The sequence below is a fragment of the Pseudomonas sp. HS6 genome, from assembly GCF_023375815.1.
Taxonomy (GTDB): domain Bacteria; phylum Pseudomonadota; class Gammaproteobacteria; order Pseudomonadales; family Pseudomonadaceae; genus Aquipseudomonas.
Genome location: NZ_CP067412.1, coordinates 6,218,111 through 6,239,390 on the forward strand (window position 1 = coordinate 6,218,111; position 21,280 = coordinate 6,239,390).

Annotated in this window: 20 protein-coding genes and 1 riboswitch; of the genes, 11 read left to right on the plus strand and 9 right to left on the minus strand. The window is 60.3% G+C overall.

Annotated elements, in window-relative coordinates; genetic code table 11:
• Positions 1–32: 32 nt before the first annotated feature.
• A complete protein-coding gene (mqo, locus tag JJN09_RS28135; RefSeq protein ID WP_249484707.1) occupies positions 33–1,541 on the minus strand; it encodes a malate dehydrogenase (quinone) in 1,509 nt (502 codons plus the stop codon).
• Positions 1,542–2,277: 736 nt separating this feature from the next.
• The gene (locus tag JJN09_RS28140) at positions 2,278–2,511 is read right to left on the minus strand and encodes a hypothetical protein (protein WP_249484708.1); all 234 of its coding nucleotides are present in this window, start codon (positions 2,509–2,511) and stop codon (positions 2,278–2,280) included.
• Positions 2,512–2,702: 191 nt separating this feature from the next.
• Between JJN09_RS28140 and JJN09_RS28145 the strand changes: the two genes are divergently transcribed.
• A complete protein-coding gene (locus JJN09_RS28145; protein ID WP_096822774.1) occupies positions 2,703–3,287 on the plus strand; it encodes a YajG family lipoprotein in 585 nt (194 codons plus the stop codon).
• 288 nt (positions 3,288–3,575) lie between these two features.
• On the opposite strand, the gene JJN09_RS28150 is transcribed toward JJN09_RS28145, so the two are convergent.
• Positions 3,576–3,782: a hypothetical protein gene (locus tag JJN09_RS28150; protein ID WP_039766399.1), complete on the minus strand. Its 207-nt coding sequence runs from the start codon at positions 3,780–3,782 to the stop codon at positions 3,576–3,578.
• 193 nt (positions 3,783–3,975) lie between these two features.
• Here JJN09_RS28150 and JJN09_RS28155 point away from each other — a divergent pair, with 193 nt between their 5' ends.
• Complete coding sequence (locus JJN09_RS28155) at positions 3,976–4,254, plus strand: hypothetical protein (RefSeq protein WP_096822775.1); 279 nt, start codon at positions 3,976–3,978, stop codon at positions 4,252–4,254.
• 49 nt (positions 4,255–4,303) lie between these two features.
• Here JJN09_RS28155 and JJN09_RS28160 read toward each other — a convergent pair whose 3' ends face one another.
• Positions 4,304–5,467: a 1-acyl-sn-glycerol-3-phosphate acyltransferase gene (locus JJN09_RS28160; RefSeq protein ID WP_249484709.1), complete on the minus strand. Its 1,164-nt coding sequence runs from the start codon at positions 5,465–5,467 to the stop codon at positions 4,304–4,306.
• 142 nt (positions 5,468–5,609) lie between these two features.
• Here JJN09_RS28160 and JJN09_RS28165 point away from each other — a divergent pair, with 142 nt between their 5' ends.
• Genes JJN09_RS28165 through JJN09_RS28175 form a run of 3 tightly spaced genes read left to right on the plus strand, consistent with a single transcriptional unit; the run spans position 5,610 to position 6,722 of the window.
• A complete protein-coding gene (locus JJN09_RS28165) occupies positions 5,610–5,792 on the plus strand; it encodes a CPXCG motif-containing cysteine-rich protein (RefSeq protein ID WP_096797159.1) in 183 nt (60 codons plus the stop codon).
• Between the two features lie 9 nt (positions 5,793–5,801).
• On the plus strand, positions 5,802–6,062 hold the full coding sequence (locus JJN09_RS28170) for a DUF2007 domain-containing protein (RefSeq protein WP_085709319.1): 261 nt from the start codon (positions 5,802–5,804) through the stop codon (positions 6,060–6,062).
• A gap of 36 nt (positions 6,063–6,098) precedes the next feature.
• Positions 6,099–6,722, plus strand: a complete 624-nt coding sequence (locus JJN09_RS28175; protein WP_249484711.1) for an SOS response-associated peptidase — start codon at positions 6,099–6,101, stop codon at positions 6,720–6,722.
• A 227-nt stretch (positions 6,723–6,949) separates the two neighbouring features.
• On the opposite strand, the gene JJN09_RS28180 is transcribed toward JJN09_RS28175, so the two are convergent.
• Positions 6,950–9,091 (minus strand): methyl-accepting chemotaxis protein, encoded by a 2,142-nt coding sequence (locus tag JJN09_RS28180; protein WP_249484713.1) that lies wholly within the window; start codon positions 9,089–9,091, stop codon positions 6,950–6,952.
• A 263-nt stretch (positions 9,092–9,354) separates the two neighbouring features.
• Here JJN09_RS28180 and JJN09_RS28185 point away from each other — a divergent pair, with 263 nt between their 5' ends.
• Entirely contained in the window at positions 9,355–10,173 is an 819-nt protein-coding gene (locus JJN09_RS28185; RefSeq protein ID WP_085709322.1) for a M48 family metallopeptidase, read from the plus strand.
• Between the two features lie 44 nt (positions 10,174–10,217).
• Here the strand turns inward: JJN09_RS28185 and JJN09_RS28190 are convergent, their stop codons facing one another.
• The 3 genes from JJN09_RS28190 to JJN09_RS28200 all read right to left on the minus strand — a co-directional run bounded on the left by JJN09_RS28190 (position 10,218) and on the right by JJN09_RS28200 (position 13,051).
• Positions 10,218–10,802, minus strand: coding sequence for a TMEM165/GDT1 family protein (locus JJN09_RS28190; protein ID WP_249484715.1), 585 nt, complete (start codon positions 10,800–10,802; stop codon positions 10,218–10,220).
• Between the two features lie 88 nt (positions 10,803–10,890).
• Positions 10,891–11,013: riboswitch (yybP-ykoY riboswitch) on the minus strand.
• 40 nt (positions 11,014–11,053) lie between these two features.
• Positions 11,054–12,052 carry a class I SAM-dependent methyltransferase gene (locus tag JJN09_RS28195; protein ID WP_249484717.1) on the minus strand — a complete coding sequence of 333 codons (999 nt, stop codon included), beginning with the start codon at positions 12,050–12,052 and terminating at the stop codon, positions 11,054–11,056.
• A 33-nt stretch (positions 12,053–12,085) separates the two neighbouring features.
• On the minus strand, positions 12,086–13,051 hold the full coding sequence (locus JJN09_RS28200) for a 2-hydroxyacid dehydrogenase (RefSeq protein ID WP_249484719.1): 966 nt from the start codon (positions 13,049–13,051) through the stop codon (positions 12,086–12,088).
• Between the two features lie 91 nt (positions 13,052–13,142).
• Here JJN09_RS28200 and JJN09_RS28205 point away from each other — a divergent pair, with 91 nt between their 5' ends.
• Complete coding sequence (locus tag JJN09_RS28205; RefSeq protein WP_249484720.1) at positions 13,143–13,772, plus strand: LysE family translocator; 630 nt, start codon at positions 13,143–13,145, stop codon at positions 13,770–13,772.
• Here the strand turns inward: JJN09_RS28205 and JJN09_RS28210 are convergent.
• Positions 13,756–14,529, minus strand: a complete 774-nt coding sequence (locus tag JJN09_RS28210) for a helix-turn-helix domain-containing protein (protein WP_249484722.1) — start codon at positions 14,527–14,529, stop codon at positions 13,756–13,758. The two genes, JJN09_RS28205 and JJN09_RS28210, sit on opposite strands and share 17 nt — an antisense overlap.
• Before the next feature lie 98 nt (positions 14,530–14,627).
• On the opposite strand from JJN09_RS28210, the gene JJN09_RS28215 reads away from it, so the two are divergent.
• The 4 genes from JJN09_RS28215 (at position 14,628) to JJN09_RS28230 (ending at position 21,261) form a co-directional block, all read left to right on the plus strand.
• Positions 14,628–15,812, plus strand: coding sequence for an MFS transporter (locus tag JJN09_RS28215; protein WP_249484723.1), 1,185 nt, complete (start codon positions 14,628–14,630; stop codon positions 15,810–15,812).
• 147 nt (positions 15,813–15,959) lie between these two features.
• Positions 15,960–17,642: a fatty acid--CoA ligase gene (locus JJN09_RS28220; protein WP_249484726.1), complete on the plus strand. Its 1,683-nt coding sequence runs from the start codon at positions 15,960–15,962 to the stop codon at positions 17,640–17,642.
• A gap of 336 nt (positions 17,643–17,978) precedes the next feature.
• Entirely contained in the window at positions 17,979–19,868 is a 1,890-nt protein-coding gene (locus tag JJN09_RS28225; protein WP_249484727.1) for a DUF1302 domain-containing protein, read from the plus strand.
• A 28-nt stretch (positions 19,869–19,896) separates the two neighbouring features.
• Positions 19,897–21,261 (plus strand): DUF1329 domain-containing protein, encoded by a 1,365-nt coding sequence (locus JJN09_RS28230; RefSeq protein ID WP_249484729.1) that lies wholly within the window; start codon positions 19,897–19,899, stop codon positions 21,259–21,261.
• Positions 21,262–21,280 lie beyond the last annotated feature (19 nt).

The following is a 21,280-nucleotide window of genomic DNA, read 5'->3' on the forward strand; positions in this document are numbered from 1 at the left end:
ACTGAGTGCGGGGCGTTTTTCATGGAGCCGAATCAGGCGTAGCTTTCGGTCTCGTTACTGGCTTCAACCAGTTCCAGCGCGACGTTGTTCTGCGCGTTGATCTTGCGATACAGCGCAGCGTCGGTCTCCAGGACCTTTTCACGGGCCGGGAAGATTTCCGCCAGTTTGGCAGCCCACTCACCCTTGGCTTGGGCCGGGAAGCATTTCTCGATCAGTTCCAGCATGATCGAAACCGTCACCGAAGCACCTGGCGAAGCACCGAGCAGAGCGGCGAGGGAACCGTCCTTCGCGGCTACCAGTTCGGTACCGAACTGCAGGATGCCGCCTTTTTTCGGGTCTTTCTTGATGATCTGCACCCGTTGGCCAGCCACTTCCAGGCGCCAGTCTTCGGCTTTCGCCTGCGGGTAGAAACGACGCAGGGAATCCAGGCGCTGTTCCATCGACTGCATCACTTCGCTGACCAGGTACTTGGTCAGGTCCATGTTGTTCTTCGCCACGGCCAGCATCGGGCCGATGTTGCCGGCGCGAACCGACAGTGGCAGGTCCATGAAGGAGCCGTGCTTGAGGAACTTGGTGGTGAAACCGGCGTATGGTCCGAACAGCAGGGACTTCTTGCCATCGACCACGCGGGTGTCCAGGTGCGGCACCGACATCGGTGGCGAACCTACCGCAGCCTGGCTGTAGACCTTGGCCTGGTGATGCTTGACCACTTCCGGGTTATCGCAACGCAGCCACTGGCCACTGATCGGGAAACCGCCGAAGCCTTTGCTTTCTTCGATGCCCGAGGCTTGCAGCAGCGGCAGAGCCGCGCCACCGGCACCGAGGAACACGAACTTGGCATCGACTTCGCGGCTGCTGCCGCTGTTGACGTCCTTGATGCTCACCGTCCAGCCATTGGCGTTACGCTTCAGACCGGTCACGCGCTTGCAGTACTTGACCTGGGCATCCGGTGCGCTGGTCAGGTGCTTGAGCAACTGATTGGTCAACGCGCCGAAGTTGACGTCGGTGCCGTTGATCACGCGGGTGGCGGCGAGCACTTGGTCTTGCGGACGCCCCGGCATCATCAATGGCATCCACTCGGCCATCTTCGCCTTGTCTTCGGTGTATTCCATGTCGGCGAAGGCGTGGTGCTTGTGCAGCACGTTGAAGCGTTCCTTGAGGAATGAAACGCCTTTTTCGCCTTCGACGTAGCTCAGGTGCGGCACCGGGCTGATGAAGGATTTGCACGAGCCGAATGTGCCTTTCTTGGTCAGGTACGACCAGAACTGCTTCGACACCTCGAACTGGGTGTTGATGTGCACGGCTTTCTTGATGTCGACGGTGCCGTCGGCAGCCTGCGGCGTATAGTTCAGCTCGCACAGGCCGGCGTGGCCGGTACCGGCGTTGTTCCACGGGTTGGAACTTTCCGCAGCACCGGAATCCATCAGCTCGACGACTTCCAGCTTGATCGCCGGGTCGAGCTCTTTGAGCAGGACTGCAAGGGTGGCACTCATGATGCCGGCCCCAACCAGAACTACGTCGACTGCTTCGTTATGCGCCATTTAACGCGTCTCCAAAATCTGCAGCACCAAATTGTCGGCATGGCTGCCAGGTATCCGGGGCAGGTCAGTTGCGCCCCAGGAACCCATGGCCAGGTTTGCCATGTCCGAATCTTCGCAATTTTTCGCAACTTCGACGGATGCGTGCGGCCTGGCTTCAAGAGTCACATGAACTCATTTCAGCACAGGGCTGGCAATTCGACTTATGGTCGAGACATCCGTTTGTGCAACCAAATCCGTAGCGGACAGGCTTCAGGCTCCGGTATTCGAGGCGTACCCGTTCCTGTGTCGTTGGGCTGTTTCAGACGCTAATGGTGCATGTTCAGACGCAAAACTATTCATTTGCTCGCCACACTCTTGTGAAGTTGTGAAAACCCGTTTTTTTCACGCTCTTTTGAAGACGTGAACCTCAAAAAGGGCTGTCCGGGCCTGGCACCGTGCCCGGAAGGATTGCCGCCACGCGATACATGGGCAGGCAAAACGGGCAAACAACTCAGTGACCGAGCGTCATGACAGCTCTGCAGATTCGCGAAAAGCGGGGATTTGCCAGGGAAACAGCAAGCACGCCAGCTTCACTCGATCTGTGTGGGCGGCTCTCTGTGGGCGATTTTGATGCCAATGCAAGCGCATTGACGCTGTTGCGGGGCCCGATCAGGAGACGTCCTTATAATCGGGGGGAGATTGTATCGAAGAAATGCGGGGAGTTGGTCGAGTTTAATGACTTTTATTAGGCATCCGGTCAGATGCTCAACATCGCCTGGGCCCGTGCGCGTGGGCGCTGGTGTTCGACCCGGGCACTGGCAGGCAGTGGCTGGTGCAACCAGTTGAGGCGGATTTCCTCGATTTCGACCCAGCCGTCACCCATTGGCTGCAGGCTGCATTGTTTGAAAGCCTGGCAATGGCCGTTGCGGTCGAGCAGGGCGAAGCTGCGGTGCAGTGGGCGTGGAGCGAACAACGAGATCAGATAGCGCATGGTTTGTGTTCCTTCTGGAGATCTGTGGTGAAGATTGTCAAAAGACCGTGAAGCGAACATGTAAGGGCGGTGAACAATCTGTGACAGGAACCGTGTGCGCCGGGGTTTGTCTGAGATTTCAGTGCTGGTGACCCGCAGTGGCGCACCGCTATACTGCGGGCCTGTCTGTGCCTGATTCTGGAGAGAAGAGCATGTTGCAACGCCTGTTGTTCGGTTTGATCACTGTGACCAGTTTGACCCTGGTTGGCTGCGCCCACAGCCCGCAACAACTGAGCCCGGAACCCAAGCTGACCACTCAGTTGGCACCGGTCGGCCACGGCCAGCCTGTGGTGGTCCGCGTGGTTGACGGTCGTCCGTCGCCAACCCTGGGCACTCGCGGTGGCCTGTACCCGGAAACCAGCGCCATCACTGTACAGCGCGAGCAGATCCTGCCGAAGTTGCAGGCACAGGCCGAAGCGGCCGTGCGTCTGCTGGGCTTCACCCCGTCCAACGGTGCGATGAATGCTCCACAACTGACCGTGACCCTGACTGAACTGAAATATCAGTCGCCGAAAGAAGGCATGTACGTGACCGAGGCCACCATCGGCGCGACCTTCCGTTCCGACGTGCAGAGCGGCAACCGTCGCTACAGCGGCCGTTACGGCGCGTCGCTGGACCAGCGTTTCGGCATGGCGCCGAATCAGGAAACCAACACCAAACTGGTCAGCGATGTGCTGAGCGATGCGCTGACCCGTCTGTTCAAGGATCCGACTGTGGGTCAGATCCTCGCTGAATAAGGCTAGCGCCTGATGTGAAAAAGCCCGGGGCCAGTGATGGATTCGGGCTTTTTTGTGGGCGGTAGATTTGTGTTGTCCGGGAGATCCTACCCCCTCACCTCAGCCCTCCCGAAACGTCGGACCGCCCCAAGGGACGAGGGGGAAAGGGAGCCTATCTATGTTGTTCTTGAGATCTACATTCACCTTGAAATTTCAGGTCGATGTACCTCGAAAAACAACTCGGTCAGTTCCCTCTCCCTCCGGGCGGTCCGACGTTTCGGGAGGGTTAGGGTGAGGGTGCTTTTGCTTTCAGGCGGCCTGGGAATAGAAGTCGAGAACGCTGACGCCAGTCAGCAAATCGGTCTCGGGCAAGTCCGCATGCTGATGCCCGCCGAGGGCGCAATACACCAGCCAGTGACGGTCCTGAACATTGAAGGCCAGGCTGCCGACGAGGGTCTGTTGTTCGTCGGACGGGGAGATGAGGTACAGGCGATCCTGGTTTTCCGCGTGAAGCATGTCGCATTCCGTTTATGTTTCGAGGCGCGCAGGGTGGCCGAAACAAATGACGATGCCGTGACACAGGACAGCCATCGGTCGATTGTTGCGTTATTTGTCGTAAAGGGTAGGGCTGCGGGGGAGGGTTTCGGTAGAATCCGCGCCGCGGTCGTCGGTCTGGCGTTCGCCATTCCGGTTTAGATTGAGGTCTGTGATGTCGCTGCACTTGATGACGCTGTTTACCGCCCATCCCGCCAAACTGATCAACCTGCTGGCCCTGCTGTTGGCCTTCCCGGGCAGTTGGCTGTTGCACGCGACCCGCCGCCGTGAACAGCGGGCGATGGCCAGTATCGCGGCCCAGCGTCAGAGCCGGCCTGATCAGGAGCCGGTGCTGGATTGGGCGACCCTGCGCATGAATCGCTTCTTCTACCGCTTCGGCTTTGCCTGTCTGGGCCTGGCGTTGCTGGTGTCCTGGATCAGTACCCGCTACTGAACGAAAAACGGCGCCCGAAGGCGCCGTTTTTGTATCCGGCCGAAACCGCTTACAGCGGCAAGCCAGCCTTGACCCGGTACTGATTGCGCACCGGCGTCGCATATTGCAGCACCAGATACGGACGATGCTCCTCGGGGCAGGCGTCCAGACGGTTCTGCCACTCTTCCTGGGCCTTGGCCAATTCCTCGGCGCCGAACACCTCGGCAGCCTTCGGCACGTTCAACTGCGGATCGGCATCGGCCCACTGCGCGTACGCCAGGTAATGCACCGGGAACAGCCGGTAGCCGCCGAGAATCTGCTTGTCCATTTCGACCGCCAATTGCTTGGTGTCTTCGAACAATTCGCTGATCGGCGCGGCGAAGTTCACGTGCACCCGGCCCTTGTAGCCGGTGATGCCCTTGGCGATGCTCACGTCATCTTCGCCCGGCGCCTTGGCGTAGGTGCCGGTGGTGGCGCGGATGTACAGCTCGCGGGCCTTGGCCTGGTCGCACGGGTCGTATTCGTAGCTGATCGACACCGGGGTCACGTTCAGCGACTGAATGACCTCGCCGAACGGCTCGTCCTTGCGGCTCATGTGGAACATCTTGAGGATCGCCGACTCGGTACGGTCGTCGCCGTCCTTCGCGCGGCCTTCGGCCTGGGCGATCCAGATCGAAGCGCAGTCGTTGCGGATCGAATGGTTGATGTAGGCCGACAGCAGTTGGTAGGCGGCCATTTTCTCGCGACGCCCGGTGATCGAACGGTGAACGATGAAGCTCTTGTTCAGCCGCATCAGGTCGCTGACGAAAGGCTTTTGCAGCAGGTTGTCGCCAATCGCGATGCGCGGGGTCGGCAGGCCGGCGTGGTACACCGCATAGTTGACGAAGGCCGGGTCCATCACGATGTCGCGGTGGTTGGCGATGAACAGATAAGCGCTGCCGGACTTGAATTGCTCGACACCGGTGTAGGTCACGCCGTCGGTGGCGCGCTCGATGGTGTGGTCGACGTAAAACTCGACCTTGTCCTGCAAAGTCGCCACCGACGTCACGTCGGCGAACTCACGACGCAGCCGATGGGCTATAAGTGGTTTGAGCATCCAGCCGAAGGCACCGGCGAAACGCGGGAAGCGGAAGTGGGTGAGGATATCTAGAAACGCCTTGTCGCCGAGCAGTCTTGCCAGTACCGCAGGTACTTCGCTGTCGTCGTAAGGTCGGATGGCATCGAATTCGCCCATCATGCTCTCTTGTTGGAAACGGCTAGGGTAAGTAAAGGTTTTGATCGAAAACCAACGGGGCACGGTCTGAAAAAGCAGCCAGACAAAAATAGCCCTGCAAATAGACCGGCGATTATACGCACAAGTCACCCGGGAGACCGCGATGCTGGAAAGCGCACTGTATGAATGTCCGTACTGTGGGGAGGAAGTCGAGACGACAGTGGACCTGTCGGCGGGTGATCAGACCTATATTGAAGACTGTCAGGTGTGTTGCCGGCCGATTACGTTTGTCCTGCAGGTCCATGGCGAGGACTGGTTTCTGGAAGTGTTCAGCGAAAACGAGTGAGGTGCGCCCATGCAGCGAATCTACGAGCCGGAAAACCTGATGGAGGGCGAGATGCTCAAGGGCATGCTCGCCAGCGAAGGCATCGAGGCGCATCTGGTCGGGCGCGATTTGCTCGGTGGTACGGGTGAGTTGCCGATCTTCGGCCTGCTCGGGCTGTCGGTCGAGAACGATCAGGCCGAATACGCCCGCGAACTGATCAGCGCGTACAATGCCGCGCTGCCGCTGCCCGGCGATGAACCGGAGAGCTTCCCCGGTACGCTGGTCTGTTAGGCTGGCGTTCGTTTTAGTCTTGAGTCGTGCTGCCCCATGTGTGGACGTTATGCCCTGTTTCGCTGGAACCGCGACTTCGCGGCGCTGCCAGGTTTTCCCGCCGATCAACTGGCGCAGTGGAACATTTCCCCCAATGATTCGGTGTTGATGCTGCGTGCCGAAGCCGATGGCCAGCGCACGCTGGCCCGCGCCCGTTGGGGGCTGACGCCGCCGTGGCTGACTGACTTGTCGCGCACCCCGGCCCATGCCCGGGCCGAAACCGTCGCCGAACAACCGATGTTCCGCGAAGCCCTGCGCCTGCGGCGATGCCTGCTGCCGGCCAACGGGTTCTACGAATGGCGCGGCACCACGCGCAAGCGCCCGTACTGGCTGACGCCGGGGGAAGGTTCTTCTCTGTTTTTTGCGGCGATCTGGGAGGCGTATCCGGTGCAGGAGCAGGTCTGGCTCAGTACTGCGGTGATCACTCAATCGGCGGCCAGTCAGCGCCGGCCGTTGATTCTCGATGAGGCGGGGCAGGCGGCGTGGCTTGATCCCGCGACACCGCTACATGTCCTGCAAGGCCTGCTCGCCAGCGAACCCGCTGCCTTGCGCGAGCGGGTGCTGGCGAACATGGTCAATGATCCGAAACTCAATGGGCCGGAGTGTTTGACTCCGGCCTAGCAGCAGATCAAAAGCCCCCCCCTCACCCCAACCCTCTCCCGGAGGGAGAGGGGACTGATTGGGGAATGCTTCAGTAATGCACCGACTTGAAGGCTCTGCTTTGAATCCATAATCGACTGGTTTTTTCAGGTCGATGTATGTCGCAATACACCTCGGTCGGTCCCCTCTCCCTTTGGGAGAGGGCTAGGGTGAGGGGGCTTTTGACTGTTGACTTTTAGCCTCCGACGTCAAACCTTGAACTGATTGATCAACCGCCGCTGCTGCTCCGCCAGTTTGGTCAAATCCGCACTCGCCGAACTCGACTCATCCGCACCACCCGCCACTTCATTCGCCACCTGACCAATATTGATCACATTGCGGTTGATATCGTCAGCCACCGCGCTCTGTTCCTCGGCGGCGCTGGCAATCTGGGTGTTCATGTCGTTGATCACCGACACCGCCTGGGTAATGGTCTCCAGCGCTTCGGCCGCCTTGGCCGCGTGCTGCACGCTTTCGTCGGTGCGGTTCTGGCTGTCTTCCATGACCCGCACCACATCACGTGTGCCCTGTTGCAGTTGCTGGATCATGCTCTGGATTTCTTCGGTGGCCTTCTGGGTTTTCTGCGCCAGGTTGCGTACCTCGTCGGCCACCACGGCAAACCCGCGACCCTGCTCGCCGGCACGGGCGGCCTCGATGGCTGCGTTGAGGGCCAGCAGGTTGGTCTGCTCGGCGATTCCGCGAATGGCGGTGAGGATCGCGTTGATGTTTTCGCTGTCCTTGGCCAGCGTCTGCACTACGTCCACGGCCTTGCTGATTTCCACGGCCAGCACGCCGATCGAGTTCGACGTATCGCGCACGATCTGCATGCCCTGGCTGGCAGCCTGATCGGCATGGCTGGCAGCTTGCGCGGCCTGGGTCGCATTGCGCGCCACGTCCTGAGCGGTCGCCGTCATTTCCTGCACGGCGGTGGCGACCTGATCAATCTCGGCCATCTGCTTTTGTATGCCGATGTTGGTACGGATCGCGATGTCTGCCGTGTGTTCCGAAGAGTCGCTGACGCTCTGTACCGACGACACCACCTGCGTGATCATCGCCTGCAACTTCGCGAGGAAGGTATTGAAGCCTTTGGCGATTGAACCGAGTTCGTCATTGCGGTCACTGCTCAAGCGACGGGTCAGATCGCCTTCGCCCTGGGCGATGTCATCGAGCATGGTGACCATTTGCTTCAGTGGCCGAGCGATACCGTGGCCCACCAGCCAGATCACCAGCAAACCGAGGCCGGCGATGATCAGACCGACCATGGCCATGCCGAAGGTGTCGGATTTGCGCTGGGCGTCGAGGTCGCCCTGAAGTTTCTGCAGATCCGCCATCACCGCGTCGAGCGGCAATTGCAGCATCAGCGTCCAGCGTGCGTCGGTCTGGCCGATGCCGAACGGCAGGTACAACTCGATCCGGCCCGACTCCTTATTGACGGTGTAGGTCACTTCGCCGCGCTTGATATTGGCCATGTTGGCAATCTGCTGGGCATCGAGGATGTCGCTGACTTTCTCGCCGAATTTGCTCGGGTCCTTGGTGTAGGCGACGATCCGGCCGTTGCCGCCGATCAGGGCCATTTGCCCGGCGCCGCTGTACAGTTTCTGGTTCGCGCCGAGGAGCATTTCCTGGATGAAGTTCACCGACAGGTCGGCACCGACGATGCCCTGGAAGGCGCCGTTGAGCATGATCGGTTTAATAAAGGATGCGAGCATGACGATCTTGTCGCCGACTTTGTAGGGCGCCGGATCGATCACGCAGGATTTCTTGGTTTCTTTCGAACACAGGTAGTACTCGCTGGCACGCACGCCGGTGGACAGGACTTTCTGGTCGTCGACGTCCACCAGTTTGTCCAGGCCCAGGGTACCGTCCTCGTTGCGGAACCACCACGGCAGGAAGCGCCCGTTGGCGGCGTCGATGCCGACTATGCTGGTGCCGACGTAGGCCGCGTCATTGTGGTCCAGTGCGTTCTTTTCCCAACCGATGTAGGTGCCGAGAATCTTCGGGTTCTTCTCGACGTTTTCCTTGATCAGGCTGATCAGTTGCTCGCGGCTGACGCTCAGTCGCGGCTGACCATCGGCGCCCGGGGTGCCAAGCAGGGCGTTGACCCGCACCAGTCCGCCGGCAATCAGCAGTGGCGCTTCCAGCTCGCGCTGGATCTGGCTGACCTGGGTTTGCGCCAGCGAGGTCAGGCGTTGTTCGATGACTTGCTCGAACTGAGCCTGGGTTCGTTGTTGAACCATCTCTTGGGTGCGGGCGCCGGAAAACAGCGCATACAGCACCAGCGCCGCCACCACGCTGAGAACGATGGCGCCGGCCAGGGCCGCCACGGAAAACTGGATCGACTTGAATTTCATGGAAGCTCCGCACGCAAGAGGACGTCTGCGCTGCTGTATCGGCAGCCACTATTGCGCCATGAGGCGAAGTGCGAGCAATTGAAGGTGGATGTCGCAAATGGATCAGTACGCGACGCAGTTGCAAAGGGCTTGCAAGGGGATGTGAATTTTTTCCTACAGGTCGGGCGGGCGCCTTCTGAAAGTGCGTGCATCACGTCTGTTGTATCTGGCGTCGATACAATTACCCGCCTAGGATACGCGGCATGTTTTCAGGGAGCTTTTGAATGAACAAGACATTGGTTGTAGGTGCACTGAGCGCGGCGCTGTTGCTGGCCGGTTGTCAGTCGGTCAACACCACCAGCGGCGGTGCCGTGGGCGTGGAGCGCAAGCAGTACATGTTCAGCATGCTGTCCTCGCAAGAGGTCGACCAGATGTATGCCCAGTCCTATCAGAAGACCGTTGGCGAGGCGTCCAGCAAAGGTGTGCTGGACAAGACCAGCAACGAAGCCAAACGGGTTCAGGCGATTGCCAACCGCTTGATCGCCCAGGCGCCGAACTTCCGTCCGGATGCGGCGCAGTGGCAGTGGGAAGTAAACCTGATCAAGAGTGACGAGCTCAATGCCAACTGCGGCCCTGGCGGCAAGATCATTTTCTACACCGGGCTGATCGACAGCCTGAAACTGACCGACGATGAAATCGCCGCAGTCATGGGCCATGAAATCGCCCACGCCCTGCGCGAGCACGGTCGTGAAGCGATGTCCAAGGCCTATGGCATCGAGATGGCCAAGCAGGGCGCTGGCGCATTGCTCGGCCTGGGTCAGGACAGCCTGGCGTTGGCCGACACCGTGGCCAACTACGGCATGACGCTGCCCAACAGCCGCGCCAACGAGAACGAAGCCGACCTGATCGGCCTGGAACTGGCCGCTCGCGCCGGCTACAACCCGAACGCCGCGATCACCCTGTGGAACAAGATGAGCAAGGCGTCCGAAGGTGCACCACCAGAGTTCATGAGCACTCACCCGGCATCGTCCAGCCGGATCGCCTCATTGCAGGCGGCCATTCCGAAGGTCATGCCGCTTTACGAGAAAGCGCCCAAGTCCTGAAACAATGATCGCTCCCACACCGAGTGTGGGAGCGATCTGCCGGATCAGACCCAGCCGCTGCTCTGCATCGCCTTGTATACCGCGACGATCGCCAGAATCATGAACGCCGAAGCCGCGAGGCGACGGATCAGGGTCAATGGCAATTTGTCTGCGGCAAAGTTACCCGCCAGAACCACTGGTACGTTGGCAATCAACATGCCGAGCGTGGTGCCGATGATCACCAGCCACAGTTCCGGGTATTGCGCGGCCAGCATCACGGTGGCGATCTGGGTTTTGTCGCCGATTTCCGCGAGGAAGAAGGCGATCAGCGTGGTCAGGAACGGCCCGAACTTGCGGGCGGTGCTCGCTTCATCGTCGTCCATTTTGTCCGGCACCAGCGTCCACAGGGCGGTGGCGGTGAAGCTCGCGGCGAGAATCCAGTGCAGGACCGTATCGGAGAAGAAGCTGCCGAACCAGGCGCCTACCGCACCGGCTGCCGCGTGGTTGGCCAGGGTCGCCGCAACGATACCGGCAATGATCGGCCAGGGTTTGCGAAAGCGAGCGGCGAGAATCAGCGCGAGCAGTTGCGTCTTGTCGCCGATTTCGGCCAAGGCAACGATTGCGGTGGGAACGAGTAACGAGTCCAGCATCAGGATTTCCTAAGGGGCGGGTCGACACGGCTATGACACGTACAGCCTTCCCGCCCCGGGTAAGGTGTGCGTGTCATAGGTCTTGTCAAACCCTGCGATCCGTCTGCTGCGGACGCTTGGGTCGCATACGCCATGATCTGAGGATCAAGTATGTTGACGTATGCCGGACGAGCATGGCGCTCGTGGGAGACTACTCCCCTAGGACGGAGCGGATTCTGCCTAGGCAGAATCCATTCGGCAAGTGCTAATTTTCAGCCGCGCTTGGCCCGGTAAATCCGGAAACCATTGCCTTCGGCCTTGATCGCACACACGCCCAGATGCTCTTCGATCAGCGGCTGGTACTTCAGGAAACTGTTCGCCACCAGGCGCAGTTCGCCTCCGTTTTTCAGATGTTTGGCTGCTTTTCGCAGCAAGTTCTCTGTGGCGAAATAGTCGGTATGCACGCCGACATGGAACGGCGGGTTACTCAGAATCGCGTTCAAACCCATCGGCGCGGCGTCAATGCCGTCACCGGTCAACACGTCGGCTTCCAGACCGTTGGCTGCCAGCGTCAGGCGACTGCTGGCGGCAGCGAATGCATCGACGTCGAGCAAAGTGACCTGGTTGTGCGGGTAGCGACGTTTGACCGCCGCGCCAAGCACGCCGGCACCGCAACCGAAATCCAGCAGGTGACCGCTCGGCAGTTTGTCCAGATGTTCCAGCAGCAGGGCGCTACCGCGATCCAGTCGGCCATGGCTGAAGACGCCCGGCAGGCTGATGACTTTCAGCGGGCCTTCGGCCAGCGGCAGTTCGTAAGTCTGGGCAAGACTTTCCAGGGATTTGGCTTCTGGAGCGTTGGCCACCGTCACTTGCCAGAGTTGGCAATGACGCGCGCTGTCGAGCTTGCGCGGCTTGCCGAACGGGTTGAGCTGCTTGGACGCACCTTCGATGCCGCTGCGCTTTTCCCCGACCAGAAACACTTCGCGCCCGCCCAGGCGTGAGGCCACGGCGTTGAGGATGTAATCGGTCAGGTCTTTGGACTTGGGCAGGAACACCACGGCGCTGTCGAACTCGCGCTCAGGCACATTCACGCCGAAATGGCTGCGTCCTTCAAAGCGTGCATCGAGCGCCGCCTGATCGCCGGCATGCCAGCACCAACCGAAAGCGTTGGGCAGGCGTCCGAGCAAGTCGTCGGCAGGCAGACCGGCCAGCAACAGCGAACCCTGGAATAACTCGACCTGACGAAGCAGTACTTCACTGCGCGGATCCATAACTGCTCCTGTGGAAAAAAGTGCCGCAGTTTATCAATTGACGACCCGCAGCGCCTTACCGCTGTAGAACGCCTCGGTGTTTTCCACCAGTTGGCCCACGATCCGCTGCCGCGCTTCGCGACTGCCCCAGGCGTTGTGCGGGGTGACGATCAGGCGCGGGATGTCGGCAGCCAACAACGGATTGCCGTGGGTCGGTGGTTCGACGCTGAGCACGTCGGTGGCTGCGCCTCCTAGATGGCCATTGCGCAAGGCATCGGCCAGAGCCTGTTCGTCGATCAGCCCGCCACGGGCGGTGTTGACCACGAAGGCACCAGGTTTCATGGACGCCAGCTCGCGGGCACCGATGAAATGCCGGGTGTGTTCATTGAGCGGGCAGTGCAGGGTGAGCGCGTCGATCTGTGGCAGCAGTTCTTCCAGCGGCAGGCGATCCGGCCGGGCCGGGCGCCCCGGAATCTGTCCGAGCAACACGCGCATGCCAAAGGCTTCGGCCAGTCGCGCGACCGCGCCGCCGAGCTCGCCATGCCCGAGCAGGCCGAGAGTTTTGCCCTCCAGTTCGACGATCGGGTAATCCAGCAGACAGAACTGTTTCGCCTGCTGCCAGCGGCCTTCGCCGACGGCTTTCTGATAGTCCGCCAACCGCGTGGCGAGATTGAGCAGCAGCATGATCGTGTGTTGCGCCACTGACGGTGTGCCGTAACCCTGGCAGTTGCACACGGTAATGCCCTGGGCGCGGGCGGCGGCCAGATCGACGTTGTTGGTGCCGGTGGCGGTGATCAGGATCAGTTTCAGTTGTGGATTGGCGGCCATGGCGGCGGCATCGATCAGGATCTTGTTGCTGATGGCCACGGTCGCGCCTTGCAGGCGTTCGGCAACCTGCGCAGGCAGTGTCTGGGCGAACAGTTGCAGGTCGCTGAAGCAGGCGCGCAACGGCTCGAGGTCAAGGTCGCCCAGGTCCAGGGAAGGGTGATCGAGGAATACGGCGCGGTGGGCGTTCGTCATCAACTGTACCTGTTGTGCTTTGAAGGGAAGGCGTAATCTGCCGAGCCTACCAGATGAAACAAAACGTTACGCTTGGCCGAAAGGAGCCCCCATGTACTGGACCGAGTTCTTGACCGTTGCATTGATCCACCTGCTGGCCGTCGCCAGCCCCGGCCCGGACTTTGCCGTGGTGGTGCGCGAGAGCGTGACCCATGGTCGTCGCGCCGGCACCTGGACGGCACTGGGCGTAGGCACGGCGATTTTCCTGCACGTCGGTTATTCGCTGCTGGGCATCGGCCTGATCGTTTCCCAATCGATCGTGTTGTTCAACGCCCTGAAATGGGCCGCCGCCGCTTACCTGCTGTACATCGGCTTCAAGGCCTTGCGCGCGCAACCGGCACCGGCCGTCACCGACGATCTGCATAAAGAGGCCGGCGAACGCACCGCCCGTGGCGCCTTCACCTCAGGCTTCGTGACCAATGGTCTGAACCCGAAAGCCACGCTGTTTTTCCTGTCGCTGTTCACCGTGGTGATCAACCCGCACACACCGCTGGCGGTACAGGCCGGTTACGGCATTTACCTGGCCGTCGCGACGGCTACCTGGTTCTGCCTGGTGGCCATGCTGTTCAGCCAACAGCGCGTGCGCGCCGGTTTCGCCCGTATGGGTCACTGGTTCGACCGCACCATGGGCGCCGTGCTGATTGCCATCGGCGTGAAACTCGCGTTCACCGAGATGCATTGATCGAGCTGAGCTGATTCAGGGCGTTGAGGTACTCCCGGGGATTGTCCCCGAGCAAACGGCGAAACATCGCGCTGAACGCCCGCGCGCTGCCGTAACCCAGATCCCGCGCCACGCTCTGCACGCTGTCCCCGGCGAGCAGACGGGGCAGGGCTTCCATCAGGCGCAGTTGCTGGCGCCAGGCATTGAAATTCATCTTCAGTTGTTGCTGGAACAGCCGCGCTAAGGTGCGTGAGCTGGCGCCGACCTGCTGTGCCCAGTCTTCCAGGGTGTTGGGATGATCCGGGGTGCGCAGCAAGGCCAGACAAATGCTTTGCAGGCGGCGGTCGCCGGGCATCGGAATGTGCAGCGGCAGGTTTTCGAGGCCTGCCAGTTCCTCCAGCATCAATTGCTGGATCAGCGGGTTGTCGGCATGGGGCGGGCCCTGCACCGCGCGCAGGATCAGTTCGCGCAGCAACGGCGTCACCGCCAGCACGCAACAATGTTGCAGGCTGGCCGGCGACAGTTCGGGGGCGATGAACAAAGAGCGCATCTGCACATCCCCTGACATGAAGATTTCATGCCCGACTTCCGGTGGAATCCACACCGCGCGGGTCGGTGGAATCACCCATGCACCCTGCGCCGTGACAACTCGCATCACTCCGCTCACTGCGTACAGCAATTGCGCCTCTCGATGCAGGTGCAACGGCTGGTGCGCGCCGTCGAGATAATCCCGGGGATAGGCGCTCACCGGGCCGTGTTCGAAATGGCTGATCAACATGTCTGGTTCACTGACTTGTATGGCAGGAATGCGCTTTTTCGCCAACTTAGCATAGGCGCTCACACCCTCCCTGTTCATAAAAAGAAAAGCGTGCCGCGATGAATCAATCCAGAAATGTCATTCGCTACATCAACGCAGCCCATGTGATCGATCACATGTTCATGCTGATTTTCCCCGCCGCCGTGCTTGGTATGACCCAGGCCTTTGCCCTCGATTACGCCGCGCTAATCGGCCTGTCGCTGGGAGGTTTCATCGCGTTCGGTGCGTGTTCGTTACCGGCCGGCTGGCTGGGCGATCACTGGAGCCGGCGACGGATGATGCTGGTGTTTTTCTTCGGCATCGGTGCTTCGGCAATCTTCACTGGCCTCAGTAACGGCCCGACGATGCTCGTAATTGGCCTGACCCTGATCGGCATTTTTGCCGCGATCTATCACCCGGTCGGCACGGCGATGCTGGTGGCCTACGCGCAGAATCGCGGGCGCGAGATCGGTATCAACGGCATGTGGGGCAACCTCGGCGTGGCGTTTTCGGCGCTGGTCAGCGGGCTGTTGATGGCGCAGTTCGGCTGGCGCTCGGCATTCCTGTTACCGGGGGCGGTGGCGATCGTGCTGGGAATCGGTTTTGCCTTGCAGGTGCGCGAGGAGCCAATCCCCAAGCGCCCGCACACCGCGCTCAAGGGCGCCGGCGGCCAGCGCATTTCGATGGTCATGGTGTTCGGCGTGCTGGCCTTGGCCACGGCAACGGGTGGTGTGGTGTTCAACGCCACCACCATGACCTATCCGAAACTGTTCCAGGAGCGCTTGCATGACCTGTTCGCCTCGCCGCAGACCCTTGGTGTGGTGGTCAGCCTGGCATACGCCTTCGGGGCGATTGCGCAGTTGAGCATTGGCCGGGTGTTGCACCGCGTCAGCCTGAAGTGGCCGTTTATCGCACTGACGTTGTGCCAGGCGCCGTTACTGTTTGCGCTGGCGTATGTCGATGGCTGGGCGGTGATCGCGGTCGGGGCGGCATTCATGTTCGTGGTGTTCGGTCAGGTGACGGTGAACGATTCGATGGTCGCCAACTTCGTCGCGCCGCAATGGCAGTCGCGGGTATTTGCCCTGCGTTACTGTTTATCGTTCGGTGCCAGTGCGACGGCGATTCCGCTGATTTCTTATGTCGAACCGCGCCATGGTTTTGTGGGCCTTTACCTGATTCTGGCCGGATTTGGCGCTTTGACTTTCCTCGCAGCAGTGGTTTTCCCACGCACCCCTTCCGAAGCAGCTGTAGGGCAAACGGCCTGATCGGTGACGAATACCGGCAAATGCTGGCGCAAAGCTAGCATTTGTACGGCTCTGCAAATCATTCCTTTGGCTGATTTGGCTGGCGTATAAGGGTTCTAGAGTACAAAACTCCAACGCCAACACCGTGCAGTCAGAAAAGGGATTCTTATGTTGCAGACTCGCGTTATTCCGCCGGCCGAAGGGGCCTACCAGTATCCATTGCTGATTAAACGGCTGCTGATGTCGGGTGCCCGTTACGAGAAAACCCGCGAGATCGTCTACCGTGACCAGTTGCGCTACAGCTACCCGACGCTGATCGAACGCGTCGCGCGACTGGCCAACGTACTGACGGCCTCCGGCGTGAAGGCCGGCGATACCGTGGCGGTGATGGACTGGGACAGCCATCGCTACCTGGAGTGCATGTTTGCCATTCCGATGATCGGCGCGGTGATCCACACCATCAACGTGCGCCTGTCGCCGGAACAGATCCTCTACACCATGAACCACGCCGAGGACCGCTTCGTGCTGGTCAACAGCGAGTTCGTCGGGCTGTACCAGGCCATCGCGCCGCACCTGACGACGGTGGAGAAAACCCTGCTGCTGACCGATCTGCCGGATAAAACCGCCGAGCTGCCGAACCTGGTCGGCGAGTACGAACAGTTGCTGGCGGCCGCGAGCCCGCAGTACGATTTCCAGGATTTCGACGAAAACTCGGTCGCCACCACGTTCTACACCACGGGCACCACCGGCAATCCGAAAGGCGTGTATTTCACCCATCGGCAACTGGTGCTGCACACCATGGGCGTGTCGACCATCATGGGCGCCATCGACAGCGTGCGGCTGTTGGGCACCAACGACGTGTACATGCCGATCACCCCGATGTTCCACGTGCATGCCTGGGGCCTGCCGTATGTAGCAACGATGCTGGGGCTCAAGCAGGTTTATCCGGGGCGTTACGATCCGGAATTCCTGGTCGAGCTGTGGCGCAAGGAAAAGGTCACCTTCTCTCACTGCGTGCCGACCATTCTGCAAATGCTGCTCAACGCCAAGAGCGCGCAAGGCACCGATTTCGGCGGCTGGAAAATCGTCATCGGCGGCAGTGCACTCAATCGCACGTTGTATGAAACGGCCAAGAGCAAGGGCATTCAACTGACGGCCGCCTACGGCATGTCGGAAACCGGGCCATTGGTCTCGTGCGCGCATCTGAACGACGAGTTGATGGCAGGCACCGAAGACGAACGCACCACCTACCGGATCAAGGCCGGGGTGCCCGGGCCGCTGGTCGAGGCGGCCATCGTCGACGGCGACGGCAACTTCCTGCCTGCCGATGGCGAAACCCAGGGCGAACTGGTGTTGCGTGCGCCGTGGCTGACCGAGGGCTATTTCAATGAACCGCAGAAGGGCGCCGAGCTGTGGGCCGGCGGCTGGCTGCACACCGGGGACGTCGCCACGCTGGACAGCATGGGCGTGATCGACATCCGCGACCGGATCAAGGACGTGATCAAGACCGGTGGCGAATGGATTTCCTCGCTGGACCTCGAAGACCTGATCAGCCGTCACGTTGCGGTACGTGAAGTAGCAGTGGTGGGCATCGCCGATCCGCAGTGGGGCGAGCGCCCGTTTGCCTTGCTGGTGATCCGCGAAGGGCATGCTATCGGGGCCCGCGAGCTCAAGGAACACCTCAAGCCGTTCGTGGAACTGGGGCACCTGAGCAAGTGGGCGATTCCTAGCCAGATCGCCCTTGTTACTGAAATTCCCAAGACCAGTGTCGGCAAACTCGACAAGAAGCGCATCCGCCTCGACATCACCGAATGGCAGGCTAACAACAGCACCTTCCTCTCGACGCTCTGAGCGTCCTCTGGCGCGCCGAAACCGGCGCGCCAGACCCACCAAGCAAGCGCTTGGCTTGTTAAATCGAAATTTTCAGCCATCCTTGCCGTGCCGACATGTGTCGGACTGGCGAAAGGACTGTTCCAGAGTGGCCGGCAGCTGCAAATCACACTTTAGAGGGATCAAGCAGTACCACCTGCTGGCTATAGTCCGCTCAAGGATTTTTAAGAACGGGGCACACGCACAAACGGGGCGATGCAACATTGAAGTGATTTCGGGATGCCTCTGGTGCCCGGTCCTTCAGGCGTTTTTAAAAGTACTCACTGCCATAACAATAATGCACATGGAGTAGCGTCGATGACCTCAGTAAACCAGTTCTGGCGCCGGGCGAAACTGCCTCTGGCGGTCAGTCTTGCCTCCACGCTCGCCGGGCCCGCATTCGGCGTCAGCTTCAACGTCGGTGAAATCGAAGGCCAGTTCGACTCCTCGCTCTCCCTGGGCATGAGTGTTTCGACCCAGCAGCCGAACAAGGATCTTATTGGTGTCAACAACGGCGGACGGGGCCTGTCCCAGACCTCCGACGACGGTCACTTGAACTTCAAGAGCGGGCAAGCCTTCTCGAAGATCTTCAAGGGCATCCATGACCTCGAATTGAAATACGGCGACACCGGCGTCTTTGTTCGCGGCAAATACTGGTACGACTTCGCGCTGCAGAACGCAGACCTGGAATACAAGGACGTCAGCAACCACAACCGCGACGTGGCGGCCCGCTCTTCGGGTGGCCAGATCCTCGACGCCTTCGTTTACCACAACTACTCCATTGCCGATGAGCCGGGTTCGGTGCGTCTCGGCAAGCAAGTGGTCAACTGGGGTGAAAGTACCTTCATCGGTGGCGGCATCAACTCGATCAACCCGATCGACGTTTCCGCGTTCCGTCGTCCGGGTGCCGAGATCAAGGAAGGCCTGATCCCGGTCAACATGTTCTACCTGTCCCAGAGCATTACCGAAAACCTGTCGGCCGAAGGTTTCTACCAGATCGACTGGCAGAAGACCGTAACCGATAACTGTGGCACGTTCTTCTCCCAGCCTGACATCGTGACCACCGGTTGCGACGACAACCTGCGCGTACTTAACAAGCGCTCCACCATCCCGGGTGTTGCCCTCGGCCCGCTGGCTGCCGCCAATGTCGACGTCAACGAAGAAGGCGTGCTGGTACGCCGTTCGCCGAACCGCAATGCGCGAGACAGCGGGCAGTGGGGCGTGTCCGCCAAGTACATGTTCGATCCGCTGGCCACCGAGTTCGGTGCCTACTTCATGAACTACCACAGCCGTGCGCCGATCTTCAGTGCAACCGGTGCGCCACAATCGATCTACAACGGCGTCAAGGCACTGCCTGGCCCGTTCCAGGCGCTGGGCCCTCTGGTGGTGGCGGGTAACTCCGAGTATTTCATCGAGTATCCAGAAGACATTCGTCTCTATGGTTTGAGCTTCTCCACCACCCTGCCTACCGGTACGGCGTGGAGCGGTGAGGTCAGCTACCGGCCGAACGCGCCGGTGCAACTGAACTCCACCGACATCCTGTTTGCCGGTGTGCGTCCGTTGGGTGGCGCGCTGACCAACGCCTCGATCCTCAATGGTGTTCCAGGCCAGGACCTGCACGGTTACAACCGTAAGGAAATCACTCAGCTGCAAACCACCCTGACGCACTTCTTCGATCAGGTCATGGGCGCCAACCGCCTGACCCTGGTGGGTGAAGTCGGCGTGACCCATGTCGGCGGTCTGGAAAGCAAGTCCGAGGCCCGCTACGGTCGCGATCCGGTCTTCGGCCCGGGTGAACTGCCGTCCACTGGCGGTCTGAACACCTGCTCGCAGATCCTCAACACCTCGACCATCAACGGTGCAGGGCCTGGCGCTTCGACCAGCAACCGCTCAAGCAATTGCGACAACAACGGTTTCACCACTGCCACTTCCTGGGGCTATCGCGCTCGTGCCATCTGGGATTACAGCGACGTGTTCGCCGGTGTGAACCTGAAGCCGAACGTGGCCTGGTCCCATGACGTCAAAGGTTACTCCCCAGGCCCTGGCGGTAACTTCGAGGAAGGCCGTAAGGCAATCAGCCTCGGGCTGGATGCCGAATACCAGAACACCTACACCGCAAGCCTGGCCTACACCAACTTCTTCGGTGGTGAATACAGCACGGTGGATGATCGCGACTTCGTTGCCCTCAGTGTCGGCGTGAACTTCTAAGCACAGTTTTTTCAGGACGAACAAACCTATGAAAATAACAAAGAATCTGTTCCACGCCGGTGTTCTGGGGCTTTCGCTGCTGGCGACCAGCGTGATGGCGGCAGTACCTGCCGCCGAAGCCGACAAGCTGGGCAAGAGCCTGACCCCTATGGGGGCAGAGATGGCGGGTAACGCCGATGGTTCGATCCCGGCCTGGAAACCGCTGGCGAAAAATGCCGGCACCGTCGACAGCAAGGGCTTCCTGTCCGATCCGTACGGCAGTGAGAAACCGCTCTTCACCATCACCAAGCAGAACGTCGATCAGTACAAGGACAAGCTGGCGCCGGGTCAGTACGCGATGTTTCAGCGCTACCCTGACACCTTCAAGATGCCGGTTTATCCGTCCCATCGCGGTTCCACCGTACCGGATGACGTATTCGCCGCCATCAAGAAAAACGCTACGACCACTACGCTGGTGGCCGGCGGCAACGGTCTGGAAAATTTCCAGACTGCCGTACCGTTCCCGATTCCACAGAGTGGTCTGGAAGTCATCTGGAACCACATCACCCGCTATCGCGGTGGCAGCGTGACCCGCCTGGTGACCCAGGCAACGCCGCAGACCAACGGCTCTTTCAGCCTGGTGTATTTCCAGGACCAGTTCGTGTTCCGCGACAAGATGAAGGACTACGATCCGGCCAACCCGGGCAACGTGCTGTTTTACTTCAAGCAGAAAGTGACCGCGCCGGCGCGTCTGGCAGGCACCGTGCTGCTGGTGCACGAAACCCTCGACCAGGTGAAGGAACCGCGCAAGGCCTGGGTCTATGCAACCGGCCAGCGCCGTGTGCGTCAGGCACCACAAGTGTCCTATGACGGTCCGGGTACTGCGGCAGACGGTTTGCGTACCTCCGACAACCTGGACATGTACAACGGTGCGCCGGATCGCTATGACTGGAAGCTTGAAGGCAAGAAAGAAATCTACATTGCCAACAACAGCTACAAGATCGATTCGCCTACGCTCAAGTATGCCGACATCATCAAGGCCGGCCATATCAACCAGGACCTGACCCGTTACGAGCTGCGTCGCGTCTGGCATGTGGTGGCTACCCTGAAGCCGGGTCAGCGTCACATCTATGCCAAGCGTGACTTCTACATCGACGAGGATACCTGGCAGGCAGCCGTCATCGACCATTACGACGGTCGCGGTCAGCTGTGGCGCGTCGCCGAGGCCCATGCCGAGGACTACTATGACAAGCAAGTGCCGTGGTATGCGCTGGAAACCCTGTACGACCTGCAATCGGGTCGCTACCTGGCACTGGGCATGAAGAACGAAGAGAAACAGGCTTATGACTTCGGCTTCTCTGCCACCAAGAGCGAATTCCAGCCAGGCAACCTGGGCCAGGACGGTATCCGCTAAGCTTTGACCCGAGGCCGCA

Bases quoted from the DNA above. Each gene is read 5' to 3' on its own strand.
- mqo (WP_249484707.1), bottom strand. From the start codon at position 1,541: ATGGCGCATAACGAAGCAGTCGACGTAGTTCTGGTTGGGGCCGGCATC.
- JJN09_RS28140 (WP_249484708.1), bottom strand. From the start codon at position 2,511: ATGCGCTATCTGATCTCGTTGTTCGCTCCACGCCCACTGCACCGCAGC.
- JJN09_RS28145 (WP_096822774.1), top strand. From the start codon at position 2,703: ATGTTGCAACGCCTGTTGTTCGGTTTGATCACTGTGACCAGTTTGACC.
- JJN09_RS28150 (WP_039766399.1), bottom strand. From the start codon at position 3,782: ATGCTTCACGCGGAAAACCAGGATCGCCTGTACCTCATCTCCCCGTCC.
- JJN09_RS28155 (WP_096822775.1), top strand. From the start codon at position 3,976: ATGTCGCTGCACTTGATGACGCTGTTTACCGCCCATCCCGCCAAACTG.
- JJN09_RS28160 (WP_249484709.1), bottom strand. From the start codon at position 5,467: ATGGGCGAATTCGATGCCATCCGACCTTACGACGACAGCGAAGTACCT.
- JJN09_RS28165 (WP_096797159.1), top strand. From the start codon at position 5,610: ATGCTGGAAAGCGCACTGTATGAATGTCCGTACTGTGGGGAGGAAGTC.
- JJN09_RS28170 (WP_085709319.1), top strand. From the start codon at position 5,802: ATGCAGCGAATCTACGAGCCGGAAAACCTGATGGAGGGCGAGATGCTC.
- JJN09_RS28175 (WP_249484711.1), top strand. From the start codon at position 6,099: ATGTGTGGACGTTATGCCCTGTTTCGCTGGAACCGCGACTTCGCGGCG.
- JJN09_RS28180 (WP_249484713.1), bottom strand. From the start codon at position 9,091: ATGAAATTCAAGTCGATCCAGTTTTCCGTGGCGGCCCTGGCCGGCGCC.
- JJN09_RS28185 (WP_085709322.1), top strand. From the start codon at position 9,355: ATGAACAAGACATTGGTTGTAGGTGCACTGAGCGCGGCGCTGTTGCTG.
- JJN09_RS28190 (WP_249484715.1), bottom strand. From the start codon at position 10,802: ATGCTGGACTCGTTACTCGTTCCCACCGCAATCGTTGCCTTGGCCGAA.
- JJN09_RS28195 (WP_249484717.1), bottom strand. From the start codon at position 12,052: ATGGATCCGCGCAGTGAAGTACTGCTTCGTCAGGTCGAGTTATTCCAG.
- JJN09_RS28200 (WP_249484719.1), bottom strand. From the start codon at position 13,051: ATGACGAACGCCCACCGCGCCGTATTCCTCGATCACCCTTCCCTGGAC.
- JJN09_RS28205 (WP_249484720.1), top strand. From the start codon at position 13,143: ATGTACTGGACCGAGTTCTTGACCGTTGCATTGATCCACCTGCTGGCC.
- JJN09_RS28210 (WP_249484722.1), bottom strand. From the start codon at position 14,529: ATGTTGATCAGCCATTTCGAACACGGCCCGGTGAGCGCCTATCCCCGG.
- JJN09_RS28215 (WP_249484723.1), top strand. From the start codon at position 14,628: ATGAATCAATCCAGAAATGTCATTCGCTACATCAACGCAGCCCATGTG.
- JJN09_RS28220 (WP_249484726.1), top strand. From the start codon at position 15,960: ATGTTGCAGACTCGCGTTATTCCGCCGGCCGAAGGGGCCTACCAGTAT.
- JJN09_RS28225 (WP_249484727.1), top strand. From the start codon at position 17,979: ATGACCTCAGTAAACCAGTTCTGGCGCCGGGCGAAACTGCCTCTGGCG.
- JJN09_RS28230 (WP_249484729.1), top strand. From the start codon at position 19,897: ATGAAAATAACAAAGAATCTGTTCCACGCCGGTGTTCTGGGGCTTTCG.